The 24,272-nt window shown below is 71.8% G+C and carries 16 protein-coding genes, 2 tRNA genes and 1 riboswitch; of the genes, 12 read left to right on the forward strand and 6 right to left on the reverse strand.

The annotated features are described in order from the left end of the window. The first annotated feature begins 64 nt into the window (after positions 1 to 64). A complete protein-coding gene (locus OHS16_RS16470; protein ID WP_328537960.1) occupies positions 65 to 415 on the forward strand; it encodes a metallopeptidase family protein in 351 nt (116 codons plus the stop codon). A 55-nt stretch (positions 416 to 470) separates the two neighbouring features. Here OHS16_RS16470 and OHS16_RS16475 read toward each other — a convergent pair whose 3' ends face one another. Beyond that, positions 471 to 770: a hypothetical protein gene (locus OHS16_RS16475; protein WP_328537961.1), complete on the reverse strand. Its 300-nt coding sequence runs from the start codon at positions 768 to 770 to the stop codon at positions 471 to 473. Between the two features lie 466 nt (positions 771 to 1,236). Between OHS16_RS16475 and OHS16_RS16480 the strand changes: the two genes are divergently transcribed. From OHS16_RS16480 to OHS16_RS16520, 9 genes are all read left to right on the forward strand, one after another. Next, on the forward strand, positions 1,237 to 3,453 hold the full coding sequence (locus tag OHS16_RS16480) for a DEAD/DEAH box helicase (protein WP_328537962.1): 2,217 nt from the start codon (positions 1,237 to 1,239) through the stop codon (positions 3,451 to 3,453). A 245-nt stretch (positions 3,454 to 3,698) separates the two neighbouring features. Further along, positions 3,699 to 5,234, forward strand: coding sequence for an amino acid permease (locus tag OHS16_RS16485; RefSeq protein ID WP_328537963.1), 1,536 nt, complete (start codon positions 3,699 to 3,701; stop codon positions 5,232 to 5,234). 120 nt (positions 5,235 to 5,354) lie between these two features. Beyond that, positions 5,355 to 5,427, forward strand: a tRNA-Lys gene (locus OHS16_RS16490). Positions 5,428 to 5,741: 314 nt separating this feature from the next. Next, positions 5,742 to 5,815 (forward strand) — tRNA-Met (locus OHS16_RS16495). Positions 5,816 to 5,923: 108 nt separating this feature from the next. Then, entirely contained in the window at positions 5,924 to 6,292 is a 369-nt protein-coding gene (locus OHS16_RS16500; protein ID WP_328537964.1) for a hypothetical protein, read from the forward strand. Between the two features lie 76 nt (positions 6,293 to 6,368). Beyond that, the gene (locus OHS16_RS16505) at positions 6,369 to 7,115 is read left to right on the forward strand and encodes a MerR family transcriptional regulator (RefSeq protein WP_328537965.1); all 747 of its coding nucleotides are present in this window, start codon (positions 6,369 to 6,371) and stop codon (positions 7,113 to 7,115) included. Positions 7,116 to 7,313: 198 nt separating this feature from the next. Further along, positions 7,314 to 8,462 (forward strand): PP2C family protein-serine/threonine phosphatase, encoded by a 1,149-nt coding sequence (locus OHS16_RS16510; protein WP_443042628.1) that lies wholly within the window; start codon positions 7,314 to 7,316, stop codon positions 8,460 to 8,462. Positions 8,463 to 8,676: 214 nt separating this feature from the next. After that, positions 8,677 to 8,818: riboswitch (cyclic di-AMP (ydaO/yuaA leader) on the forward strand. Between the two features lie 11 nt (positions 8,819 to 8,829). Then, on the forward strand, positions 8,830 to 9,885 hold the full coding sequence (locus tag OHS16_RS16515) for a M23 family metallopeptidase (protein WP_328537966.1): 1,056 nt from the start codon (positions 8,830 to 8,832) through the stop codon (positions 9,883 to 9,885). A gap of 134 nt (positions 9,886 to 10,019) precedes the next feature. Beyond that, on the forward strand, positions 10,020 to 10,964 hold the full coding sequence (locus OHS16_RS16520; RefSeq protein WP_328537967.1) for an aldo/keto reductase: 945 nt from the start codon (positions 10,020 to 10,022) through the stop codon (positions 10,962 to 10,964). Positions 10,965 to 10,970: 6 nt separating this feature from the next. Here the strand turns inward: OHS16_RS16520 and OHS16_RS16525 are convergent, their stop codons facing one another. The 4 genes from OHS16_RS16525 to OHS16_RS16540 form a co-directional block, all read right to left on the reverse strand. Beyond that, positions 10,971 to 12,461, reverse strand: a complete 1,491-nt coding sequence (locus OHS16_RS16525; RefSeq protein WP_443042629.1) for a PrsW family intramembrane metalloprotease — start codon at positions 12,459 to 12,461, stop codon at positions 10,971 to 10,973. Between the two features lie 73 nt (positions 12,462 to 12,534). Further along, positions 12,535 to 13,311 carry a tRNA (guanosine(46)-N7)-methyltransferase TrmB gene (gene trmB / locus OHS16_RS16530; RefSeq protein ID WP_328537968.1) on the reverse strand — a complete coding sequence of 259 codons (777 nt, stop codon included), beginning with the start codon at positions 13,309 to 13,311 and terminating at the stop codon, positions 12,535 to 12,537. Between the two features lie 47 nt (positions 13,312 to 13,358). Then, the gene (lhgO, locus tag OHS16_RS16535) at positions 13,359 to 14,588 is read right to left on the reverse strand and encodes an L-2-hydroxyglutarate oxidase (RefSeq protein WP_328540870.1); all 1,230 of its coding nucleotides are present in this window, start codon (positions 14,586 to 14,588) and stop codon (positions 13,359 to 13,361) included. Positions 14,589 to 14,694: 106 nt separating this feature from the next. Then, the gene (locus tag OHS16_RS16540) at positions 14,695 to 16,116 is read right to left on the reverse strand and encodes an MFS transporter (protein WP_328537969.1); all 1,422 of its coding nucleotides are present in this window, start codon (positions 16,114 to 16,116) and stop codon (positions 14,695 to 14,697) included. Between the two features lie 554 nt (positions 16,117 to 16,670). On the opposite strand from OHS16_RS16540, the gene OHS16_RS16545 reads away from it, so the two are divergent. Both OHS16_RS16545 and OHS16_RS16550 read left to right on the forward strand, forming a co-directional pair. Beyond that, positions 16,671 to 18,746, forward strand: coding sequence for an asparagine synthase-related protein (locus tag OHS16_RS16545; protein WP_328537970.1), 2,076 nt, complete (start codon positions 16,671 to 16,673; stop codon positions 18,744 to 18,746). Between the two features lie 52 nt (positions 18,747 to 18,798). Further along, the gene (locus tag OHS16_RS16550; protein ID WP_328537971.1) at positions 18,799 to 21,966 is read left to right on the forward strand and encodes an ATP-binding protein; all 3,168 of its coding nucleotides are present in this window, start codon (positions 18,799 to 18,801) and stop codon (positions 21,964 to 21,966) included. An 80-nt stretch (positions 21,967 to 22,046) separates the two neighbouring features. Here OHS16_RS16550 and OHS16_RS16555 read toward each other — a convergent pair whose 3' ends face one another. Next, positions 22,047 to 24,104 carry a sigma-70 family RNA polymerase sigma factor gene (locus OHS16_RS16555; RefSeq protein WP_443042630.1) on the reverse strand — a complete coding sequence of 686 codons (2,058 nt, stop codon included), beginning with the start codon at positions 24,102 to 24,104 and terminating at the stop codon, positions 22,047 to 22,049. Positions 24,105 to 24,272 lie beyond the last annotated feature (168 nt).

A 24,272-nucleotide genomic window follows, 5' to 3' on the forward strand; every position in this document is an offset into this window, starting at 1 on the left:
GCCCACATGGGCAGGCAGTCATGCGGACTCGGCGCATGCGGGTGCACTACGTGACAATGGCGGGGTGCTGGAGATGACGCGTGAGGAGTTCGAGGAGCTTGTCGCCGAGGCGCTGGACCGTATCCCGCCGGAGCTGACACGGCTGATGGACAACGTCGCCGTGTTCGTCGAGGACGAGCCGGCCGGGGACGACCCGCAACTGCTCGGGCTCTACGAGGGGACCCCGCTGACCGAGCGCGGAGAGTGGTACGCGGGGGTGCTGCCGGACCGGATCACCGTCTTCCGGGGCCCGACGCTGCGGATGTGCGGCTCGCGGGAGGAGGCGGTGGCCGAGACCGAGATCACGGTGGTGCACGAGATCGCCCACCACTTCGGGATCGACGACGCCCGGCTGCACGCGCTGGGGTACGGCTGATCCGCCGCCGGGCGTGTCCCCCGCGGGGAAAAGAGAGTTGGGCACTGCGACCCGCTCACCCGTTCCCTCCGGAGGTGCGCACCGTGCGCCAGTTGCCCGTCCCTGCCCGGTTGGCTGTCGCCGTGATGACGGTTGCGGCCACCGCGGGCTGCATGAGTGTGAGCGACCATCCGCACAGGCCGGGGACCACGGCGTCGTCCCGGCCGGACGGCGGCCGGGCCAGGCCGGGCGGCGCGGTGGCAGCGCAGCGGGACAGCGGGGGCGGCAGTGTCTCCAGCGGGGCGGGGAAGGGGTCGGAGCACGGCAGGAAGCGGAAGAAGGGCGCGGACGGGCCGGGTGACGACCCGTCAGCCACTCTGGGCCCCGGGGTTTCGGGGGATCCGGCGCCTCCCGTGCCCGGGAGGGCGGGGCGGACGAATCCCCCGGTGCCGGGCGGCAAGCCGTCGGGGCCGCCCGCCGGCAGTCCCTCGCCCCCGCCGCCGTCGGACCCTCCGGCCGCCAGTCCCTCGCCCAGCCCGAGCAGCGCCCCGCCCGAGCCCACCCTCCCGGCGCCGCCGGAGCCGGGAAGGCGGACCGGCGCGATGGCACTCTCCGTCGCATCGCCGCAGGTGGGACCCGCTTAGCGGGGTCTGGTTTGCCAGAACCGGGGGGAGGTGCGTATGGTAGTAGATCGTTTGATCCCATTGCCCGGCGCCGACACAGAAGAGCGCCGTGTGGCGCGTACTCTCCCTTGCCGTGGCTGGACCGCATTGAGGCGGTCGAAATTGCGAATCACGGAGTTATGGGCGCGTGCCGAGACTCCGGAAGGTTTCGCATTTCGCATGTCCAATTTCAGTTCTGACCACGCCGTCATGCCCGAGAACGACGAGATCGTCGCCGACGCCGAGGCTGCCGTGGTCGAGGTCGTTGAAGCTGCCGCCGAGGCCGTAGCCGCCGAAGCCGCCGCCGAGACCACCGCAGGCACGGTCGAAGAGACCGCCGCCGATGACAAGCCCACCGAGCCGACCGAGCCGACCGTCACCTTCGCGGACCTCGGTCTGCCCGAGGGAATCGTCCGCAAGCTCGCCCAGAACGGCGTCATCGCCCCCTTCCCGATCCAGGCAGCGACCATCCCGGACGCCCTGGCCGGCAAGGACATCCTCGGCCGTGGCCGTACCGGCTCCGGCAAGACGCTCTCCTTCGGTCTTCCGCTGCTGACCACGCTGACCGAGGGCCGCACGGAGAAGAAGAAGCCGCGCGGCATCATCCTCACCCCGACCCGTGAGCTCGCGATGCAGGTCGCGGACGCACTTCAGCCCTACGGCGACGTGCTCGGCCTGAAGATGAAGGTCGTCTGCGGCGGTACGTCCATGAGCAACCAGATCTTCGCCCTGGAGCGTGGCGTCGACGTCCTCGTCGCCACCCCGGGACGGCTGCGCGACCTCATCAACCGCGGCGCCTGCTCGCTCGCCAACGTCCAGGTCGCCGTCCTCGACGAGGCCGACCAGATGGCCGACCTCGGCTTCATGCCCGAGGTCACCGAGCTGCTCGACCAGATCCCCGGTGGCGGCCAGCGCATGCTCTTCTCCGCCACCATGGAGAACGAGATCAGCACGCTGGTCAAGCGCTACCTGACGAACCCGGTCACCCACGAGGTCGACAGCGCCCAGGGCAATGTCTCGACCATGAGCCACCACGTGCTCGTCGTGAAGCCGAAGGACAAGGCGCCGGTCACGGCCGCGATCGCCGCCCGCAAGGGCCGCACGATCATCTTCGTCCGCACCCAGCTCGGCGCCGACCGCATCGCCGAGCAGCTCGCCGAATCCGGCGTCAAGGCCGACGCCCTGCACGGCGGCATGACGCAGGGCGCCCGCACCCGCGTCCTCGAGGACTTCAAGAAGGGCTACGTCAACGCGCTCGTCGCCACCGACGTCGCCGCCCGCGGTATCCACGTCGACGGCATCGACCTGGTCCTGAACGTGGACCCGGCCGGCGACCACAAGGACTACCTGCACCGCTCCGGCCGTACGGCCCGGGCAGGCAAGTCCGGCGTCGTCGTCTCCCTCTCCCTGCCGCACCAGCGCCGGCAGATCTTCCGGCTGATGGAGGACGCGGGCGTCGACGCCTCGCGCCACATCGTCCAGGGGGCCGGGGCCTTCGAGCCCGAGGTCGCCGAGATCACCGGTGCCCGCTCGCTGACCGAGGTCCAGGCCGACTCCGCGAACAACGCCGCCAAGCAGGCGGAGCGCGAGGCCAAGGACCTCACCCGCGAGCTGGAGCGCGTGCAGCGCCGTGCCACGGAGCTTCGCGAGGAGGCCGACCGCCTGGTGGCGCGTGCCGCCCGCGAGCGCGGTGACGACCCGGATGCAGCTGTCGCCGAACTGGCCGCGGTCACCGAGGCGGAGCTTGCCGCAGCCGCGGTGCCGGAGCCGAGGGCGGAGCAGCGCGAGGAGCGCCGCGACGACCGCGGCAGCTTCCAGCGCCGTGACGACCGCGGCGGTTCGCGCGGTGGCGACCGTGGCGGGTTCCAGCGCCGTGACGACCGCGGCGGCGACCGTGGTGGTTTCCGCGGGGGTGACCGTCGCGACGACCGCGGTGGTGACCGTGGCGGGTTCCAGCGCCGTGACGACCGCCCCTCGGGTGGTTTCCGCGGTGGCGACCGTCCCTCGGGCGGCTTCAGCCGTGAGCGCCGTGACGAGCGCCCCTCCGGCGGCTCCGGTGGCGGCTTCCGCCGTGACGACCGCCCGTCGAGCGGTGGCGGGTTCCAGCGCCGTGACGACCGCCCCTCGGGTGGTTTCCGCGGGGGTGACCGTCGCGACGACCGCGGTGGTGACCGTGGCGGCTTCCGTCGTGACGACCGCCCCACCGGCGGCCACCGCGGCAGCGACCGTCCGTTCAACCGTGACCGCCGTGACGACCGTCCCACCGGCGGCTTCCGGGCCGGCTCGAGCGACCGTCCCACCGGCCGCCGCGATGACCACCGCACCACCGGCACGGGTACCGGCACCGGCTCCTTCGGGCGCCGTGACGACAAGCCGCGCTGGAAGCGCAACAGCTGAATGTGACTGACAGCAATGCCCCGGATGATGCCTCGCATCGTCCGGGGCATTGTTCTTTGCCGAACCGAGCCGAACTGAATTCCTCGGCGGCCGCGCCGTTGACGTCGACCGGCCGTGCCGTGACCGGACGTACCGGGACCGCGACCGGCCGGCCGGTCGCGGGGGTGTGTTCCCGTCGTTCTCCGGTCATCTTCCGGTGAACGGCCCGCGCATGCCGTGCCCCTGGTGAGGGAATCGCTGGGGGCATGACAAAAGACTCCGCCGGTCCGGCCGGCTCCGACGAGGAGCTCCTTGCCGAACTCGGCTACACCCAGGTCCTCGCCCGCCGGATGTCCGCCTTCGCCAACTACGCCGTCTCCTTCACCATCATCTCGGTGCTCTCCGGCTGCCTGACGCTCTATCTGTTCGGCATGAACACCGGCGGTCCCGCCGTCATCACCTGGGGCTGGGTGGGTGTCGGGCTGATGACCCTCTTCGTGGGTCTGGCCATGGCCGAGATCTGTTCGGCCTACCCGACATCGGCCGGGCTGTACTTCTGGGCCCACCGCCTCGCGCCCCCGCGCTCCGCCGCCGCCTGGGCCTGGTTCACGGGCTGGTTCAACGTACTCGGCCAGGTGGCCGTCACCGCGGGCATCGACTTCGGCACCGCGTCCTTCCTGGGGGCCTACCTGAACCTCCAGTTCGGGTTCCATGTGACCCCCGGCCGGACCATCCTGCTCTTCGCCGGGATCCTGGTCCTGCACGGTCTGCTGAACACCTTCGGTGTCCGGATCGTCGCGATCCTCAACAGCGTCAGTGTCTGGTGGCATGTGCTCGGTGTGCTGATCATCGTCGGCGCGCTCACCTTCGCTCCGGACCACCACCAGTCGGCGTCCTTCGTCTTCACCCACTTCGTCAACAACACCGGCTTCGGCAGCGGCTTCTACGTCGTCCTCATCGGTCTGCTGATGGCGCAGTACACCTTCACCGGCTACGACGCGTCCGCCCATATGACGGAGGAGACCCACGACGCCTCCACGGCCGGGCCGAAGGGCATCGTCCAGTCCATCTGGACCTCGTGGGTCGCCGGGTTCGTGCTGCTGCTCGGCTTCACCTTCGCCATCCAGTCGTACGACAAGCAACTGGCCTCCCCGACCGGCGCGCCGCCCGCCCAGATCCTGCTGGACGGGGTCGGCGCGACCGGTGGGAAGCTGCTGCTGCTCGTCGTCATCGGGGCGCAGCTGTTCTGCGGCATGGCGTCGGTCACCGCCAACTCCCGCATGATCTACGCCTTTTCCCGGGACGGTGCGCTGCCCTTCTCCCACGTCTGGCACACGGTGAGCGCCCGCACCCGTACCCCGGTCGCCGCGGTCTGGCTCGCGGCGCTGGGTGCGCTGGCGCTGGGTCTGCCGTATCTGATCAATGTCACGGCCTATGCGGCGGTCACATCGATCGCGGTGATCGGGCTCTACATCGCGTATGTCATCCCCACTCTGCTGAGGCTGCTGCGGGGCGACGACTTCCGGCGCGGGCCGTGGCATCTGGGGAAGTGGTCAAGGCCGATCGGGATCGTGGCCGTGGCCTGGGTCGTGGTGATCACGGTCCTCTTCATGCTTCCGCAGGTGTCGCCGGTGACCTGGGGGACGTTCAACTACGCCCCGGTGGCGGTGCTGGTCGTGCTGGGCTTCGCGGCGGCCTGGTGGCTCGGCTCCGCCCGCCACTGGTTTCTGAACCCGGATCATGCCCGCACCCGCGCCAGGCAACTGGCTCACAGGGGGGCGCCGGAGCCGGTGGATCCGTGACCCGCGACTCCATCACGCTCTGCGGCACGAGAGGGGCCGGCGACGGGTGACGGGCCCGGGAACCGATACCCGATCGGCTGCCCGGTCCGCTCCCGCTATGCTCGTGGGGTGCGCAAGCGCGGACCGTTAGCTCAATTGGCAGAGCAGTGGACTTTTAATCCATTGGTTGTGGGTTCGAGTCCCACACGGTCTACCGGAAAGGCCCAGGTCAGGAAGTTCTGACGTGGGCCTTCGGTGTGTGTGGCCGAGCGGGCCGCCGCCCGGCAGCTCCCTCCCGCCCGGCGACGCTTACGGGGTCCGTCCGCCGATGCATCCGCGATCCGCTCGCCGAGACGAGATCGGGCCGTCACCCCCACCGGCCGGCACACCGGCGCCGACCGACCGGACTCTGCGCCGCCTGCCGCGCCGGATGCCCCCCGGATGGACGCCGGGCAACGGGTCCGCGAGGTGGATCCGGGACAATGGTTCGGAGCACCTCTCACCATGCCGTAGAGTTGGGTTTACCGACGCGGGGTGGAGCAGCTCGGTAGCTCGCTGGGCTCATAACCCAGAGGTCGCAGGTTCAAATCCTGTCCCCGCTACTTGTGAACGAAGGCCCGGCACATTGTGTGCCGGGCCTTCGGGCGTTTCCGCGGGCGGGTCAGACGTTTTCCGAGGCGTATCCGGGGGCCGATGTGTTCATTCTGCGGGTGGCACTCACCACGCTGCTGCTGCTGGAGGTCGTGCCGTCGGCCGTTGTCGCCGTGGCGCGGGCCCGGGTCGGGCTGGAGCGGATCGAAGAGCTGACGCGGCTCGGAGTGCTGGAGGGGCGGCGGCTCCGGGTCGTCACCTTGCTGGGGGCGGTGCATACGCTCGCCGCGGCCGCCATGGTGCTCGGCCTCTGGTGGCCGCTCGCGGGGGTCGCCGGTGCGGGGGCGGAGACCGTGGTGTTCGGCTGGGTGCTGTTCCGGCAACTGGCCGCGGGGGACCGGGGGCGGGCACTGGGCGCCTATGCGCTGTTCCTGGCGATGGCGCTCGCGGTGCTGGCGGTGGACCTCGCCGCACTCGGTGCGCCGTAGGACGGACCGGCAGACACGGCTGGGCCTCGTTCCCACGCTTGACCTTCACGCAGCGTCAAGATCTAGCGTGCGGTGCATGGAGTGGTCGATCCAGGAAGTCGCCCGGAAGGCCGGGACCACCAGCCGCACGCTCAGGCACTACGGCGAGCTCGGGCTGCTCCCGCCGAGCCGGGTCGGGAGCAATGGCTACCGCTATTACGACCAGGACGCGCTGGTGCGGTTGCAGCGCATTCTGCTGTTGCGGGAACTGGGGCTGGCGCTGCCCGCGATCCGGGACGTACTGGAGGGGCAGCAGGAGACCGGCGCTGCCCTGCGGACCCATCTCGCGCTGCTCGAGCAGGAGCGTGAGCGGATCGGACGGCGGATCGAGTCCGTCAGGACCACTCTCCGGAAGACCGAGGAGGGAGCAGAGCTGATGGCCGACGAAGTGTTCGACGGGTTCGATCACACGCGGTACGAGGAGGAGGTGACCCGGCGCTGGGGGAGGGACGCCTACGAGCGGAGCGACCAGTGGTGGCGTTCACTGAGCGAGGAGCGGAAGAAGGGATTCCAGCAGCAGCACGAGGACATCGCCCGTGACTACGGGCAGGCCCTCGCGGCCGGCCGCGAGGCGGACAGCGCGGAGGTCCAGGACATCGCCCGGCGGCACTGTGCCTGGCTCTCGGTGACCACCGAACCGACCAGGGCCCATGTCGTGGGGCTTGCCGGAATGTATGTCGCCGATCCGCGCTTCACCGCCGCCTACGACCGGTACGGAGAAGGCACCGCCGTCCTGGTGCGGGACGCGCTGACGGAGTTCGCGGAGCGCGAGCTGGCGGAGTGAGCCGGAGCGCGAGCCCGGCGGGACGCCTGCGCGGGCCGGCCTGGTCCCGCCGGGGCGGGCGCGCGGCCGGACGGGCCCACCCCGCGCCGCGCTCCCCCGGTTGGCCGACGCCGATTCGCCGGACGGCGTGGTCACGGCCAGCCTGGGTGGGGCGCGGTACTGTCCGCAGCCGTGCACGGACCGGGCAGGAGACCAACGGTGGGGCAGCGAAAGCAGCGCGGCACGGCCCGCCGTTTCCTTCTGATGCTGCCCACGGTGCTGATTTTCGGCGGGGCCTGCTTCGATGTGGCGACTCCGGAGCCCTTCACCGCCGTGCCGTTCCTCACCGCGGCGCCGTTGATCGCCGCTCCGTTCTTCTCGCTGACCGCCACGCTGCTGACCGGGGCCGCCGCGGTGGTGGTGATGGCGGGACTGCACGCGTACAACGGCACCAGTGCGCGGGGCACCGCCATCACCGAGACAGTGACCGTCCTGACGGTGGCGGTGCTCGCCCTGGTCGTCAACCGGGTGGTGCGCCGCAGTGGTGAGCAGCTTGCTTCGGCCCGGGTGGTCGCCGAGACCGCTCAGCGCGCGGTGCTCCCGGTGCCCAATGAGCGGATCGGCGGTCTGCATGTCGCCGCGCGGTACGAGGCTGCGCAGGCGGGCACCTTCATCGGCGGGGACCTCTTCGCGGTGCAGGACACGCCGTACGGGGTGCGGCTGATCGTGGGCGATGTCCGGGGCAAGGGGCTCCAGGCGGTCGAAGCCGTGGCGGTGGTGATCGGGGCCTTCCGGGAGGCCGCCGAGCAGGAGAGCACGCTGGAGGCGGTCGCCGGGCGGCTGGAACGGGCGCTGACCCGGGAGGGCATGCGGCGTGAAGGGCTCGACGCCATCGAGGGATTCACCACGGCGGCACTCGCCGAGATCCCCCGGGGCGGCCAGGACCGGATCCGGCTGGTCAACAGAGGGCACCCCGAGCCACTGCTGCTGTACGCCGACGGAGGGCTCGAGGCGCTCGCGCCGACCGACCCGGCGCTGCCGCTGGGGATGTCCGATCTGGCGGGCTGGCCGGACCACGCGGACGAGGCGCCGTTCCCGCTCGGGGCCACCCTGCTTCTGTACACCGACGGACTGTCCGAGGCGCGGAACGCGGCAGGGGTCTTCTACGACCCGAAGCAGCGGCTGCACGGGCGGCTCTTCCCCGGTCCCGATGAACTGCTGACCGCGCTCTCGGACGACGTGCGGCTGCACACCGGCGGACGTTCAACGGACGACATGGCGCTGCTCGCGGTGGCCCGCCCGACGGAGGATCAGCCTGAGCGGCGCACAACCGTGGGCATCGTGCGGGCCGACCGGCACAATCCGTGACCGGGGGACACCGCTCCGCATAACATTTGACGCACTATCAGAAATTCGATGTTTTCTGAACGAGTGTCAACTCGCCCGATTACGCCCCCCTGTGCCCCGGTTGGTCCCGGCCGCAGGCGTTAATGATCAGCTGCAACAGCTGGAATCCGGTGCGTCCGTCTATTAACGTTCGATAACGCAGCGCGGTCGTCCCAGTCGTCGCAAGAGGCGGCACCGTGCGCACGCGCCGAATCCCGCAAGGGAACCGGGGAACCACCAATTGGGGTGAATCGGGCTTCTCCGCAAGGAGCTGCCTGTAGGAGACCTTCCTGCTCCGAACCCGTCAGCTAACCCGGTAGGCGGTAAGGAAGGAAAGGAGCACGCCTCCGTGGCGTCCAACAACCCTGCCCCCGAAACGCTTTACTTCCCGAACGACGAGGCTCTCGGTTTCGGCGGTGAGGACGGCGGGACGTTCGACGAGTGGAACCCCACCGAGGAGTCCCTCCGTCCCGTACGCGGGAAGCACCGGGTGGCCAAGCAGCGCGGCGGTATCGCCCGTAGCTCCACGGTTCTCGGTGTCGGTGTGATCGCAGCGGTCGGCGCGGGCGGCATGGCCAGCGCGCAGGCGAAGCCGCCGGTCTCGATCTCCCTCCCCGACCTTCCGCAGTCCGTCAAGGACAAGCTGCCGGACGCCGAGGCGCTGCCGGGCGTGGGGTCGCTGATATCCGACATCGACGGTCACTCCTCCTCCACCGGGGACACCGGCGCCGGCGTCACGACCGCTGCCCTCACCACCGCATCGAGCGGAAGCTCGGACGCGGGCGAGGCACTGCGCACCCGGATCCTTCAGCAGGCCGAGCAGCAGCAGGGGGCGGTGGACGACCAGGCCGCGATCGCGGCCGAGAAGGCCGCCGCAGCCAAGGCGGCCGCCGAGGCCTCGAAGAAGCAGGACGCGGCCGCCGCCAAGGAGAAGGCCGAGAAGAAGAAGGCGGAAGAGGCAGCCAAGGCCAAGGCGGAGAAGGAGCGGCTCGCCAAACTGGCGGCCGGCTACTCGCTCCCGGTCGCCTCCTACACCCTCACGTCGCATTTCGGCGACGGCGGCTCGATGTGGTCGTCCGGCTACCACACCGGCCTGGACTTCGCCGCTCCCACCGGCACCCCGATCAAGGCCGTGCACAGCGGCACGGTCAAGTCGGCCGGCTGGTCCGGAGCGTACGGGTACCGCACGGTCATCAAGCTCGACGACGGCACGGAACTCTGGTTCTGCCACCAGTCGTCGCTGGCCGTCAGCGCCGGTCAGAAGGTCTCCACCGGCCAGGTCATCGGCAACGTCGGGGCCACCGGCAATGTCACGGGGCCGCATCTGCATCTCGAGGTCCGTCCCGGCGGCGGCGACCCGATCGACCCGCTGACCTGGCTCGCGGGCAAGGGACTCAACGCCTGACGGCTTTCCGTACCCCGGCAGTCCCGGCGGCACCCCCCCCGACGCCAGGGCTGCCGGTTCCGCATGCCCGGATCAGCCGGCCCGGATGTGCCATGCACGGAATAGTCCGGGCCGGTCAGCGGGTTGTCCGGTATATGACTTCGCTCCGCAATCTCGGTTCATCGGACATCAGGGTCTTCCCCCTCGCCCTCGGCGGCAATGTCTTCGGCTGGAGTGCCGACGAGGCCCAGTCCTTCGACGTGCTCGACACCTACACCGCGGCCGGCGGCAACTTCGTCGACACCGCCGACGGATACTCCGCGTGGGTCGCGGGCAACGAGGGCGGTGAGTCCGAGACGGTCATCGGCAACTGGCTCGCCGCCCGCGGAAACCGCTCGGACGTGGTCGTCGCGACCAAGGTCGGCGCCCACCCCCAGTACAAGGGGCTCTCCGCAGGGAACATCAAGTCCGCCGCGGAGGAGTCGCTGCGCAGGCTGCGTACCGACCACATCGACCTCTACTACACGCACTTCGACGACCTGTCCGTGCCCGTCGAAGAGATCATCACCGCTCTGGACCAACTGGTGAAGGACGGCAAGGTGCGGGCGATCGCCGCATCCAACATCAGCCCCGAGCGGCTCGAGGCCTCCCTCGCCTTCTCCGAGGCCGAGGGCCTGGCCCGCTACGTCGCGCTGCAACCGCACTACAACCTGGTTTCCCGGGACACCTACGAGGGCGGTCTGCAGGACACCGCCGCCCGCCATGGGCTGGCCTCCGTGCCGTACTACGCGCTGGCCTCCGGCTTCCTCACCGGGAAGTACCGGCCCGGGGCAGATGTCGACAGCGTGCGCGCCGCGGGCGCGGGCAAGCATCTGGCGACCGAGCGGGGCCCGAAGGTCCTCGCGGCGCTCGACGAGGTCGCCGAGGCACACGGGGCGGAGCCGGCCACCGTCGCGCTGGCCTGGCTGGCCGCGCAGCCGACCGTCGTCGCGCCGATCGCGTCCGCCCGTACACCGCAGCAACTGCCCGCACTCACCGCTGTCGCCGAGCTGCGGCTCACCGATGACGAGCTGGCGAAGCTGACGGCCGCCTCCGCGTAGCGAGCGCTACTGCCGGTACGGGTTGTAGCCGCCGTACCGCAGATGCGGCGGCGGTACCGGCACCCGGCCCGTGGCCTGCGCCGCATGGAGCAGGGCCGGGCCGGCCACGTCCTTGCGCTGCCACAGATGGTGCAGCAGCTCCTGCTCGCGCGCCGCGAAGTCCGGGCCCACCGCACCACGGCGGGCCCGGTGCCGCAGGAACGCCAGGGTCGTGGCGAAGGCCTCGTACTCGGAGACCGCCCGGGACGCCGCCTTCGCTCCGGCCTTGGCGTCCGGCAGCCGGGCCGGGCAGGGGGCTGTCCACGCAGCCACGTGCGGTGCGGTGCGGGGGGCGGGGAAGCCCTGGGCCCCGTGGCCCAGCGGGGCGAAACCCTGGGCGGGCGGGCCCTGGACCGGGAAGGGCGGCATGGCGATGCTCCGGGTGTACGCACGTGCCGCGAAGCCCCGGGCCATCGACCGGGCCCGCATCGACGAGAGCGCCAGCGGCTCGTCCGGCGCCAGCCAGCCCGCCGCGGCGTAGGCGGGCAGCTCGGCCGATATCGTGCGCAGTTCACGCTGACGGGTCCAGATCGCCAGCCAGGTGATCAGGCCGAAGGCGGGCACCATGAACACGCCGTACACCACGAAGAAGCCGTACTCGCCGAAGACCGACGAACTGTTCCACAGGGCGTGCATGCCCATCGCGCAGCCGAGCCCGAGCAGTGGCACAAGGGCCCGGCGCACCCGGCGGTGCGGTGCGGAGAGTGCGGCGACACCGAAGCCGATACCGGTCAGCACGGTGAACAGCGGGTGGGCGAAGGGCGCGAGGACGATCCGGACGAAGAAGGTCGCCGCGGTCACCGAGGAGAACCCCGAGAACCCCATCGACTTGTCCTCGCCGAAGGCGCTGCCCAGATAGAGGATGTTCTCGGTGAACGCGAAACCCGTCGCGGTGAATCCGGCGAAGACGACCCCGTCGACGATGCCGGTGAAGTGCCGTCTTCGGAACAGGAAGACCAGAAGCAGCGCGGCTGCCTTGGCACTCTCCTCGACGACGGGTGCTATCACCGTCGCGCCTATGGTGTCCGCACCGGCCGGATCGGCGGTCGCCGTCGCGATCCAGCGGGTCGCGAAGGAGTTCGCGATGATGGCCACCAGGGCGGCGGCGCACGCACCCCAGGCGAAGGTGAAGAAGAGATTGCGCCAGGGGCCCGGATCGACCCGGTCCAGCCAGCGGAACGCCGTCATCAGCAAGGGCACCGGCAGCACCGCGAGCCCGAGCCCGACCAGGAAGCCCTCGGTGCCCGTCTGTTCACGGACGAGCGAGAGAATCACCAGGCCGCACAGGGCGAGCACCACGACCACACCCGATGCGCGCAGCGTCTTGCTGCGCCAGAGGTTCCGGCGCGGTCTGTAGTGCCAGTGGGCACGGGGCGGTACGGCGTCGAAGCGCGGCTGCTCCTCGTACGCCGGAACCACCGGATGAATCGCCCCGGGGGGCGAGCTCGACTCGTACACCTCATTGACCATAACGAGGTGCGCCGACATCTGCGACGACGTCCCGCTCACCGCCGCCGCGGAACGTCCGGATTCAGCTGCGGCGGAACAACAGGTCGTGCACGGTGTGGCCCTTGTCGAGCCCCTGGCCCTCGAACCGCGTCATCGGCCGGAAGGCCGGCCTCGGCGCGTACCCGCCGTCCGCCACGGTGTTCTCGAACTCCGGGTGGGAGGTGAGCACATCGAGCATCTGCTCGGCGTACGGCTCCCAGTCGGTCGCGCAGTGCAGCACGGCGCCGGGCGTCAGCCGGGTGGCGGCCAGGTCCAGGAACTCGGGCTGGATGAGCCGGCGCTTGTGGTGCCGGCTCTTGGGCCAGGGGTCGGGGAAGTAGACCCGCAGTCCGGCGAGTGAGCCGGCCGGCAGCATTTCGCGGAGCAGGATGATGGCGTCACCGTTGGCCACCCGGACGTTGGACAGTCCGTTCCGTTCGGCGAGACGCAGCAGATTGCCCTGGCCCGGGGTGTGCACATCGCTGGCGAGGATGCCGGTGGCCGGGTCCTCCTCGGCCATCTGCGCGGTCGCCTCGCCCATCCCGAAGCCGATCTCCAGAACGACCGGGAGACCGTCGAACATCTCACCGAGGTCGAGGACCCGCAGCCCGTCCACATCCAGGCCCCACTTCGGCCACAGCCGTTCCAGAGCATCGCCCTGGCCGGCCGTGACCCGGCTGCGGCGAGGCTGGAAGCTGCGGATGCGGCGCTCGTGGTGGGAGCCCGCGGGATCGGCCGCGGGACCGCCGGGGAAGCGCGGCTCGCCCTTGGGGCGGCGCGGTGCGGAGGGCTCTGGGGTGAGATTCAGGAGTTCGGACACAGTGCTCCGATTCTACGATCCCCGGCCGCCTGCCCGGACGAGCCCCGTCAGGCCCGCACCGCCACCGACGCCAGGGCCCGGCGGGCGATCTCGCGGCCGATCGGCAGGGCCGCCGTCGCGGCAGGTGACGGGGCGTTCAGCACATGGACGGTGCGGGGCGCCTCGCGTATCAGGAAGTCGTCGACCAGCGTGCCGTCCCTGAGCACCGCCTGAGCCCGCACCCCGGCCGGCGCGGGGCGCAGATCCGCCTCTGAGACGGCGGGCAGCAGCCGGCGCACCGCGTCGGCGAAGGCGCGCCTGGAGAGCGAGCGGTGCAGCTCGCCCGCGCCGTACCGCCAGTGGCGTCGCGCTATCCGCCAGGATCCGGGCCAGGCGAGCGTGGTTCCCAGCTCGCCCGGGTGCACATCGCCCCAGCCGTATCCCTCGCGAGCCAGGGCGGGCACGGCGTTCGGGCCGACGTGCACACCGCCGTCGATGCCCCGGGTCAGGTGGACGCCGAGGAAGGGGAAGGCGGGGTCGGGAACGGGATAGACCAGACCGCGCACCAGTGAGGGGCGTGCCAGCTCGTAGTACTCCCCCCGGAACGGCACGATCCGCATGCCCGGGTCGTCGCCAGCGAGGCGGGCGATCCGGTCGCAGTGCAGGCCCGCGCAGTTCACCAGGGCACGCGCCCGGACCACGGAGCCGTCCGCCGTGGCCACCGCGACGCCTCCGGGCCGGCGGGCGATTCTCACCACCTGGGCGCCGCAGCGGATGTCGGCGCCCGAGGACGCCGCGAGCCGCGCGGCCACCGCGCCGTAGTCGACGATCCCGGTGGTGGCGACCTGGATCGCCGCAAGGCCCCGCACCCCGGGCTCGGACTCGGTGATCTGTGCGGGGCCCAGCTCCCGCACCGGGATGCCGTTCTCCCGGCCGCGCTGGGCGAGGGCGTGCAGCCGGGGCAGCTCATCCCCGCCGGTGGCGACGATCAGCTTGCCGGTCACGCGGTGTGCGATGCCCTGGTCCCGGCAGAAATCGGTCATCTCGGCCGCGCCCTGCACCGCGAACCGCGCCTTCAGCGACCCGGGGCGGTAGTAGATCCCGCTGTGGATCACCCCACTGTTGCGCCCGGTCTGATGGCGGGCTGTGCCCTGCTCCTTCTCCAGCACGACCACCCGGATGCCGGGCGCCGAGCGCCCCAGGGCGTACGCCGTCGACAGACCGATGATCCCGCCGCCGATGATCAGCACATCGCAGTCGAAGCCGCCGCTCCTTGCGGAGCCCTGGACGGAGCCCATGACGGCGCCACTGCCGTGGCCCTTGCCGGATGACATCGCACCTCCTCCCACCCCGATAGTGCACTGGCCCACTGACAATGCGCTCAAACCAGGGGGGAGGCCCGTTCTACGCCGGTGCCACGAGAAGCGGACGGGCCCGCTCACGCAGCTCGACGACCCTCGGCTCGTCGCCGTAGGGCTCCAGGCGGTGCAGCAGATCCCTGACGTACTCGGTGGTCCTGGCCGAGGAGATCCGTCCGGCGACCTCCACCGCACGGGTGCCGGCGGCGCAGGCGGCGTCGAGGTTGCCCGACTCGAGCTCCGCCACCGCGCTCACCACGAGGCGCAGTCCGTGCGAGCGCACGAACTCCTCGGTCGGCTTCGACAGCGCCTGCTCGGTGAAGCGCCGTACCTGCCGCGGAGCCTTGAGGTCGTGGTAGCACTCCGCCGCATCGGCCGCGAAACGGTCGTAGGTGTAGAAACCGAGCCAGGACGGATCGGCGTCCCCTTCCCGGGAGCGTTCGAGCCAGCCCTCGGCCGCTTTCAGCGCGGCACCCGCGGCCGAGGAGTCACCGGCGCGCGCGTGGGCCCGTGCTTCGACGAGCCGGAAGAAACTCATCGTGCGGGCCGTCGCCAGACCGCGGTTGCGCTCCACGGCCGCCTGCGCGAGGTCCACTCCCTCGTCGCCGAAGCCCCGGTAGACCGCCTGCAGCGACATCGAAGCCAGTACGTATCCCCCCAGGGGGACGTCGGCCGCCGCGCGGGCCAGTCTCAGCGCCTGGATGTAGTAGCGCTGGGCGGCCTCCTGCTGGCCGGTGTCGAAGGCCATCCAGCCGGCCAGTCTGGTGAGTTCGGCGGTCGCCCCGAAGAGCCCCCTGCCGACCTCGTCGGAGTACGAGCCGAGCAGTAGCGGAGCCGCGTCCACCCGTAAGCACTCCGGCACCATGGACGAACGCCAGTCGCCACCCCCGTACTTGGAGTCCCAGCGCCTGGCATCCTCCGCGGCCTCCCGCAGCTTCGCCACATCGCTGTGGCCCACCCGCAGGGCAGCGGGGTCCGCCAGCTCCTCCGCACCCCTCGCGACCGAGGAATCCGCGGGTGTTATCAGCCAACGCGAGGCCGGCGTCGCATATGCCGTGACCGCGAACGATCCGGCAAGTGACTGCCAGATACCGCCGCTTCCGGCCCGCCTTCCCGCCAGGTCGAGCCGGTACAGATCGGTCGCCGAGACCACCGCGGCATGCACGCTGCGCGGGAAGGCGAGGCCCACCTCGGGAGCCGGATCCGCGTCGGCGAGTCCTATCTCGTGCAGCGGTACGGGCCGGCCCAGCTTGGCGCCTATCGCCGCGGCGATCAGATGGGGCGCGGCGCCCTGGGGCACCATGCCCTTGGAGACCCACCTGGCCACGGAGGTCTTGTCGTAGCGAAGAGTCAGGCCCCGCTGGGCGCCCAGGTCGTTGACCCGTCTCGCCAGCCCGGCGTTACTGATTCCCGCGAGGGCGAGAACGGTGCCGAGTTTGTCGTTCGGCCCGCGTAGCTCCCTGGACATGCGCCACCCCTCGACACACAGACGGCCGCCACGTCGCGGCATAGGCGCGCGGCATTCGTGAACCCAGCGTAGTTCGCCGCATCCCTACCGTTAAGGGGGGTTGTTCCGGATGGCGAGATTGTTGCCCGTCCTGAGCGCGGTCAATCGCTTTCCGTGCTCCTGGTGTGTGGCTGTGCGCCCGGCCGTGCGCTCTGGTCCGGCCCCGGGGGGAGCGCTTCCATGGCGGATGCGTGGGTCGGCCCGCTGCACTGGATCCAGTGGGCTGGGGGATACCGCCGCCCCAATCCCCGCGGGCGGCGAGCCGGTCCGGGAGGCGCACAACGTCTCCCGGGCTGTGGCCCGCTATGCCCGCGTCGTCCGGTTCCCGAGCCCGCTGCCCGCTCGCCAGAATGGCCGGATGACGACCCTCGTGGTGCACAGGCACTTGGCCTTTGCCGGGGGCGCATTCACATTTCGGTGCGCGCTCCCGTACTCCCTCCTCTACGCGGTTGTCATGGCAGCATGGACCTGAACGCCCAGGCGTTCTCAGTTGTCCACAGCCTGTGGAGGCGCCGATGCGGTGGTTGGTGGGGTGGAGCAGTATCGCCGCGAGCTTCGGTACGGCCGGCTCCGCGGGCTCCACGGACGAGGGCCGCACCGTGCATCCTGTGGGATCGCAGCTGCTCTGGGGCGATCCGGATCCGCTCTGGGCGGTCGGCGACTGGCGGCCGGACGAGGTCCGGGTCATCACCGTCGATCCCTTCACCCGCCTTGCTGTGCTGGGGTGTTGCTCGGCCACCGACGAGCAGCTCAGAGTCGGTCTCTTCGCCGCCCGAGGTGGCGCGCTGCGCCATCTCACCGCATGGCCCGGCAGCTACACGGTCGTCGTGCAGTCCGGACGCCGGGTCACCGTCATCGGCGATCTGGCGGGCGCCAGGCCCGTCTTCCACACCCCCTGGGCGAACGGCACGGCCTACGCCACCGCGGCGCTCCCGCTCGCCGACCTCATCGAAGCCCAGCTGGACATCGGGCACTTGGCGGCGCTGCTGGCCTGCCCCGACGTCCCGGAGGCGCTGCGCGACTCCACGCCATACACCGGGGTGCGGCGCATCCCGCCCGGTCACGCCCTCATCCTGCGCGAGGGTTCGCGGGAGATCACCGGATACGAACCGGTGGCCTCGCTCGCGGTTGCCGCCGCCCAGGTCGACGCGGACCGTGCGGTGGACGGCGTGCGGGACGCGCTCGTCGAAGCGGTACGGGCCAGGCTGACCGCACCACGCCACGCCCCCGGGACGGTGCCGCCCGACCCGGGACCGGTACCCGGGATGGGCCCCGCCGAGCGGCGGGCCGCCCGGGGGGCTCCCGCGCCCGGCATCGGCGCCGATCTCTCGGGCGGCAGTGCGTCGGCGACCCTCGCCCTGCTCGCCGCGGGGCTGCCCGGCGTGCCCGGCACCCTCCTCGGCCACGGCACCGGCGCCGGGGAGCGGCTGCTCGCCGTCACCTTCAACGACCTCGCAGCGCCCGGCCAGGGGCCGGAGCTGGAACGGGCCGGTGCGATCGCCGCCAACCCCCGGCTGCACCATGTGGTCGTGGCGGCCGGTGAAGAGGCCCTCCCCTACGCCGACTTGGACAGCGGCCCGCTCACCGACGAGCCGGGCCCCTCACTCATCACCGCCGAACGCCACCGCAGACGGCTCGCCGCGGGCAGCGCGGACCACTTCGTCGGCGACGGCGCGCGCCAGGTGCTCGACGCACACCCGGCGCGCCTCGCCGACCTGCTGATGGACCGGCGCAGACGTCATCTGGTGCGGCCCGTCACCGCGCTGGCGAAGGCCGACGGCTCCGTGTTCATCCCTTTCACCGTCTACCGCGCGGCGCGCAAGCTGGCCCGGACCTCGTACCGCTCCGGTATCGAGGCCGCGGCCGGCCGGCTCCGTGACCGCGACTTCTTCCTCACCGCGGAGGGGTCGACGCTGGACGCCTCGCTGGCTGCCCTCACCTGGTCCAGGCCGGGGCCCGCGGCACGCTGGCTCACGGGTGAGGCGCTGGCCGAAGTATCGGTTCGTCTCCAGGAGTCGGCGATGCGCCCCACCTCGGTCCAGCGCCCCGGCGAGGCCCGGGCCCGCGCCGCGCTGGCACGTCACGCCGCGGACCACAGGGTCTTCGAACAGGCAGCTGAGGTCCGCAGCCAGCGGCTGCACGCCCCGTTCCTGGACAACCAGGTCGTACGGGCGGCCCGGGTGCTCCCCGAAGCACTGCGGGTCCAGCCCGGAGCGCGGGCGGCGATACTCCGCACGGTCCTCGCGGGCGCCGGCATCCGCGATCTGCCCGCCGGGTGGGGCGCCCCTTCGCACCCCACCGCGACTGCCACGTTCCACCAGGGGCTGCGCAGTTCGCTCGACACCCTGGTCTCGCTGTTCGACGCCCCGCTGCTCGCCGACGCTGGTCTGGTGGAGGCCCGGGTGGTCCGCAAGGCGCTGCGCGCGGCCGCGGAGGGCGAGCGGGTGCCGCTGGACGGCCTGGCCGACCTGATCTCCACCGAACTGTGGCTGCGGCGGCTGCTGTCCCGCCGGGGGACGTGCTGGACGGGCTCGGCCGCGCCGAAGCAGCGGGCCGTGGCAGGCGGGGTCGTACCCCGGCGCAGCCTGTAGAAGAGGGAGGTGCCCGGCGCCACGGCGCCCGGCACCCCACACAATGGACACCGTGCGCTACCTCATTCTCGGCGCCACCGAGGCGCAGGACGATCACGGCACTGCCATCCCGGTCGGAGGCCCCCGTCTGCGCGCCCTGCTCGCGGCGCTCGCGCTGCGTCCGGGCCGCCCGGTGACCGTCGGCGCGCTGATCGACGACGTATGGGCGGACGACCCGCCGCAGGACGCCCCGGCAGCTCTCCAGGCTCTGGTGGCCCGGCTGCGCCGTGCGCTGGGGCGTGCGGCGATCAGTTCCACCCCGAACGGCTACCAGCTGGAGGCCGGCGCCGACGACGTCGATCTCCACGCGTTCGAGCGGGCCACCCACACCGGTGCCGCCCAGCTCGAGGCCGGTGCGCCGGCCAGGGCGGCGGACACCTTCCGTGCCGCCCTCGCGCTCTGGCGCGGCCCGGCGCTCGCCGACCTGCCCGACCGGGAGCACGCCGTACGGCCAGAGGCGCGGCGGCTGGCCGCGCTGCGCCAGCGCATCGAGGCCGACCTCAGGGTCTGCGCCACGGAGGAGCTCGTCACCGAGCTCACCGGATGCGCCGCCGCCCACCCGTACGACGAGGCGTTCCGCGTCCAGCTGATCCGCGCGCTCCGTGCGGTGGGCCGGCAGGCCGACGCGCTCATCGCGTACGAAGACGCCCGCCGCACCCTCGCCGAGGGGCTCGGTACCGATCCGGGACCCGAACTCGGGGCTCAGTACGCGGAACTGCTGGGTGCCCAGGGAAGCGGCACCGCACCGTCCGCCCCACGGGCACCGTCCGGCAACCTCCGCCCACGACTGACCTCCTTCGTCGGACGTGAGCCCGAACTGGCCGCGGTCCGGGCCGATCTGGCGCGGCACCGGCTGGTCACGCTGACCGGGACCGGCGGTTCGGGCAAGACCCGGCTGGCCGAGGAGGCGGCCCCCGCCACGGCCTGGCTGGTCGAGCTGGCTCCCCTGGACGACCCGGCGGGCGTGCCCGGCGCCGTGATCAGCGCCCTCGGGCTGCGGGAGACCGTACTGATCACCCACGAGAAGCAGCAGCCGCCGGACGACCCGGTGGCCAAACTCATCGAGTACTGCACGTCGCGCCCCCTGGTTCTGCTGCTGGACAACTGCGAGCACGTGATCGGCGCCGCCGCGCAGCTCGCCGAGACGCTGCTCACCCACTGCCCGCAGCTGCGGATTCTCGCCACCAGCCGGGAACCCCTTGGGGTGTCGGGCGAAGCGGTACGCCCGGTGGAGCCGCTGCCGGCCGACCCCGCGACCCGGCTCTTCGCCGAGCGCGCCCGCGCGGTGCGCCCGGACTTCGATCCCGGTGCTGACCGTGCCGCGGTGGCCGAGATCTGCCGGCGCCTGGACGGACTGCCGCTCGCCATCGAACTCGCCGCCGCCCGCCTCAGGCTGCTCGCCCCGCGTCAGATCGCCGACCGTCTCGACAACCGTTTCCGCCTTCTGACCAGTGGCAGCCGCACTGCCCTGCCCCGCCAGCAGACCCTGCGGGCCGTCGTCGACTGGTCCTGGGACCTGCTCGACGCCGGCGAACGCACCGTGCTCCGGCAGGCATCCGTCTTCGCAGGCGGCTGGGACATCGTCGCGGCGGAAGCGGTCTGCGGAGGCCCCGACGACATGGCGGCGCTGGTCGACAAGTCGCTGGTCGTCGCCACTCCGGGTGAGGACGGCATGCGCTACCGCATGCTGGACACCATCCATGAGTACGCGGCCGAGCGCGCTGCCGATGCCCCGGACGAGCTGGCGGCGGCCCAGCGGGCGCATGCCGCCCACTATCTGGCCCTCGCCGAAGAGGCCGAACCGCTCATCCGTTCCGGCGAGCAGCTTCCCTGGATCCGGCGGATCGAAGCCGAATCGGGAAACATCCGTGTCGCGCTCCGCCTCAGCGTGGACACCCACGACGAACCGGCGGCCATCCGGCTGCTGCGGGCCATGGGCTGGTTCTGGTGGCTGCGCAACTACCGTCGTGAGGCCCTCGACTGGGCCGGGCGCCTGGTGTCGCTGGGCGACGACCCGGCCGATGAGACCGACCCCCGTTACTGGCCCAGGATGCAGTTGCGGCTCTTCCAGATCTTCATGGCGCTGGAGAGCCAGGGACAGGACGGACTGCGCGACCCCGAGACCGTGCGGGTGGTGGAGCGGGTGCGTGCGGCGTTCAGCGCCGGGGGGCCGGAGGCGGCGCGCTTTCCCGGCCTGCTCTGGCCGTTCACCGCCTTCATCACGCACCTGCCGGAGGACGTGGCCGCCTGGCTCGACGAGGTGGTCACCAACTGCCGGGCGTACGGGGGGGATTGGGAGGTCGCGGTCGCGCTGATGTTCCGCGCCCATATGCGGGTCGACATGCCCGGCGGCATGGAGGGCGTCGACGCGGACCTCGCCGAACTGCGTGATCTCTGCGCCCGGATCGGCGACCGCTGGATCCGGGCCCAGGTCGCCAGCGCCAGCGCGGAGGCGGGCATGGCGCGCGGCCACTGGGAGCGGACCCGGGAGGCGTTCGAGGAGGCGCTGCGGCTGGCCCGCGAGGTCGGTGCGCACGCGGAGGCGCCGTTTCTCATCGCCAGACTCGCTGAACTGAGCTACCGCACCGGTGACCTGGAGCAGGCGGAGAAGGCCCTGGACGAGGCGGCCGCGGAATCGGACCGGTACGGCGTACTGGACGCCCGCACCTACATCAGCTTCCTGCGGTCCCTGCTGTCACTGGAGCGGGGCGAACCCGCCGTGGCACGGCTGCTGTTCGACGAGGCACGGAGGGAATCGCGGCGCGGCACACCGCCGCCGCAGTACGTCGCCATCCTGGACACCGTGGAGGCCCGGCTCACCGGGTACGAAGAGGGACCTGCGGCGGGTCTGCGCAGCATGCTGGCAGCGCTGCGGACCGCCCGGGACGCCCACTGCGCCGAGATCGTGCTGGCCGGCATCGCCGACTCCATGGCCTCGGTGCTGACCGACCTCGGTGACCACCGACTCGCCGTGCGCGTGACGGCCGCGGCCGGCGCCTGGCGCGCGGGATGCATTAGATCGGTGGTCGAGGAGGCCAGGGCACGCACCGTCGAGGCGGGTGCCAGTGCGGCGCTCTCGCCGCAGGTCTACGCGGCGGAGCGGGCGTCCGGGGCGCTGCTGAGCGTGGCCGACGTCATCGTCCTGCTGGACGGACGGCCGGGATCAACCGTCGGGCGCTGATTGCCCGATGCTCTGGTCGCCCGTTGTCCGGTAGCCCGTTCGTCTGTCCGGACGCCGGTCGTCCCCTCGCCATCGGCCGGTCAGCCGCAGCTGATCCTCGACTGTGCCCAGTCGGCGAGTGCCACCGGGCCGAATCCGGCTCCTCGCTCGACGACCAGCCGGATGGTGCTGCGGCCCGCGATCCCGACTTCGACGGGCACCGCGGGGTCCCCGCCGCTCACCACACCGGAACTCCACAGCCGGACCCCGTCGCCGTACACCGAGAAGCGCGCCGCGCCACGGCCCAACGTCATGTCGTCGACACCGGCCAGCGCCTGATAGGCGGAGCAACGGCGGTTGAGCTCGATGGTCACGCTCGACGGGGTGCGCACCGTGATCCCGTTGCCGTATGCGTCGCCGCCTGCCCTGAGGTTCCAGCGCTGCCACACCCAGCTGCTTCTGCCGAGGTCGAGCTCCGGCGCGGTGTGATCGCCCAGCAGGGAGTACGGGAGGCGGTTGACCTGGTAGACGGTGGAGGCCGGAGGCGGCGGCTTCGGCGCGGGCTTGGGAGGCGGTGGGGGGGAGGGCTTCGGAGGCGGGGGTTTCGGCGGCGGGGAGGGCTCCGGGGCCGGCGTGGGGTGCGCAGCGGCCATCGCCGGCACTGGTGCAGGTGTGCGGGCCGGCCTCGGTGGGTGCGAGGGGGCCGGCCGGGGAGCGGGCGGTGGTTTCGGCTTCGGCGCGGACGGTGTGGGAGTGGCCGGAACGACGGGCTGGGCTGCGGGCGGGGGCGCCGCCTCCGGCTTCGGTTCGGGTGGCGCGTCCTTGCCGGCAAGAGCGAGGGCGAGACCCGCGGCCGCCGCGACCACCACTCCGGCGGCGATTCCGGCCTTGAGCGGAGCTCCGATCCCCTCGGCCGCGGCTCCGCCGGCTGCTCCACCGCCCGCCGCGCCTCCGCCGGTGGTGGCCGCCGCACCGGCGCCCGCCGCTCCGGCGACGCCGCCCGCGGCGATCCCGGCGGCCTTGAGGGCGGACCCGCCGGCGAACCAGCCGATGACGGCGACCGGTACCAGCGCGGGGATTCCGGCGTTGACATCCTGGAGCTCGCCCGCCGCCACCCGGCACTTGGCGCACTCCTCCAGATGCTTCCGCAGCCCGCGCTCGGCCCGCATCCGCAGCCCTCCGCGGGCGTACGCTCCCAGCCGGTCGGCATACTGCGCACAGTCGCCGCCCGCGGTGAGCGCCTGGCTCACATGTGCCTGGAGATAGGCCTGCTTGAGCCCTTCACGCGCCCGGCTCGCCAGTACGGCGGTGGCGTTCGCGGTGAGCCCGAACAGCGGCGCAACCTCGCTCGGTGACTCCTTCTCGACGGTGGTGTGCCACAGCACCGCCTGCCAGCGCTCCGGCAACGAACGGAACGCCTCCATGGCGAGGGACTGTTCGGCGATCTGCATCGCCCGCACATCGGCGCCCAACTCCAGGGTGTCCCGGTCCGGCATGTCGGACGAGGATGATCTGGCTGCCTGGTCGGCGAAGAGGGCGAAGTCCTCGACCAGCTGTTCCCGCTTGGCGGTCTTCGTCCAGGCCGCGGCGACCCGCCGGACCGTGGTCAGCAGATAGGCCCGCACCGCGTGCGCAGGACCGGCCCCGCCCCGCACCGCCTGGAGGGTGCGCGCGAAGACCTCGGCGGTCAGGTCGTCCGCGGTGTGCGCGTCCCGGCAGCAGCTGCGGGCGTAGCGGCGTACAGCGTCGGCGTGCCGGCGGAACAACTCCTCGTAGGCGCTGTCCTCGCCGTCCCGCATCTGACGGATCAGATCGGCATCGGACGGCGGCAGATCGAGCGAACGGGGTGGCGGCAGGATGCTGTCCTGTTCGTCGCTCTCCCGCTGTCGCTGCTGGGGAACACTGGTGGGCCGCAGGCCGCCGACCGGCCCGCCCTGCCCCGGAACCGGGTCCTGCGTCCGCGTGCGGGGCTGCGTTCGGGCCTGCTCGGGCGCCGACTGATCGGCCGGCAGCCCGGCTGTCGGCTGCTGCCCGACCGTCGGCTGATCGACCGTTGACTGCCCGAGCATCGGCTCAGCGGCCATCGGCTGAGCGGACGTTGCTTCTCCGGGCACCCCGTCGGCATCTTCGCGGTGCCCGTCCCGCCCTTCAACGCCCATTGCGGAAAGCCCCCGTGTGCACACCTTCGGACCAGAACACCGGGAAAGACTGACACAGCGCGGGGCACAACCGGCTGTCCTGATCCGGCAACCACTCGTCCGGGGGCATTTTCCGGATGGGAGCTCTAAGCCTCACCCGTGAGGAGTAAGGCCAACTGGTCACCGGGG

This window comes from Streptomyces sp. NBC_00344, from assembly GCF_036088315.1.
Classification (GTDB): domain Bacteria; phylum Actinomycetota; class Actinomycetes; order Streptomycetales; family Streptomycetaceae; genus Streptomyces.

Bases quoted from the DNA above. Each gene is read 5' to 3' on its own strand.
- OHS16_RS16480 (WP_328537962.1), top strand. From the start codon at position 1,237: ATGTCCAATTTCAGTTCTGACCACGCCGTCATGCCCGAGAACGACGAG.
- OHS16_RS16485 (WP_328537963.1), top strand. From the start codon at position 3,699: ATGACAAAAGACTCCGCCGGTCCGGCCGGCTCCGACGAGGAGCTCCTT.
- OHS16_RS16505 (WP_328537965.1), top strand. From the start codon at position 6,369: ATGGAGTGGTCGATCCAGGAAGTCGCCCGGAAGGCCGGGACCACCAGC.
- OHS16_RS16520 (WP_328537967.1), top strand. From the start codon at position 10,020: ATGACTTCGCTCCGCAATCTCGGTTCATCGGACATCAGGGTCTTCCCC.
- lhgO (WP_328540870.1), bottom strand. From the start codon at position 14,588: ATGGGCTCCGTCCAGGGCTCCGCAAGGAGCGGCGGCTTCGACTGCGAT.
- OHS16_RS16540 (WP_328537969.1), bottom strand. From the start codon at position 16,116: ATGTCCAGGGAGCTACGCGGGCCGAACGACAAACTCGGCACCGTTCTC.
- OHS16_RS16545 (WP_328537970.1), top strand. From the start codon at position 16,671: ATGCGGTGGTTGGTGGGGTGGAGCAGTATCGCCGCGAGCTTCGGTACG.
- OHS16_RS16555 (WP_443042630.1), bottom strand. From the start codon at position 24,104: ATGGGCGTTGAAGGGCGGGACGGGCACCGCGAAGATGCCGACGGGGTG.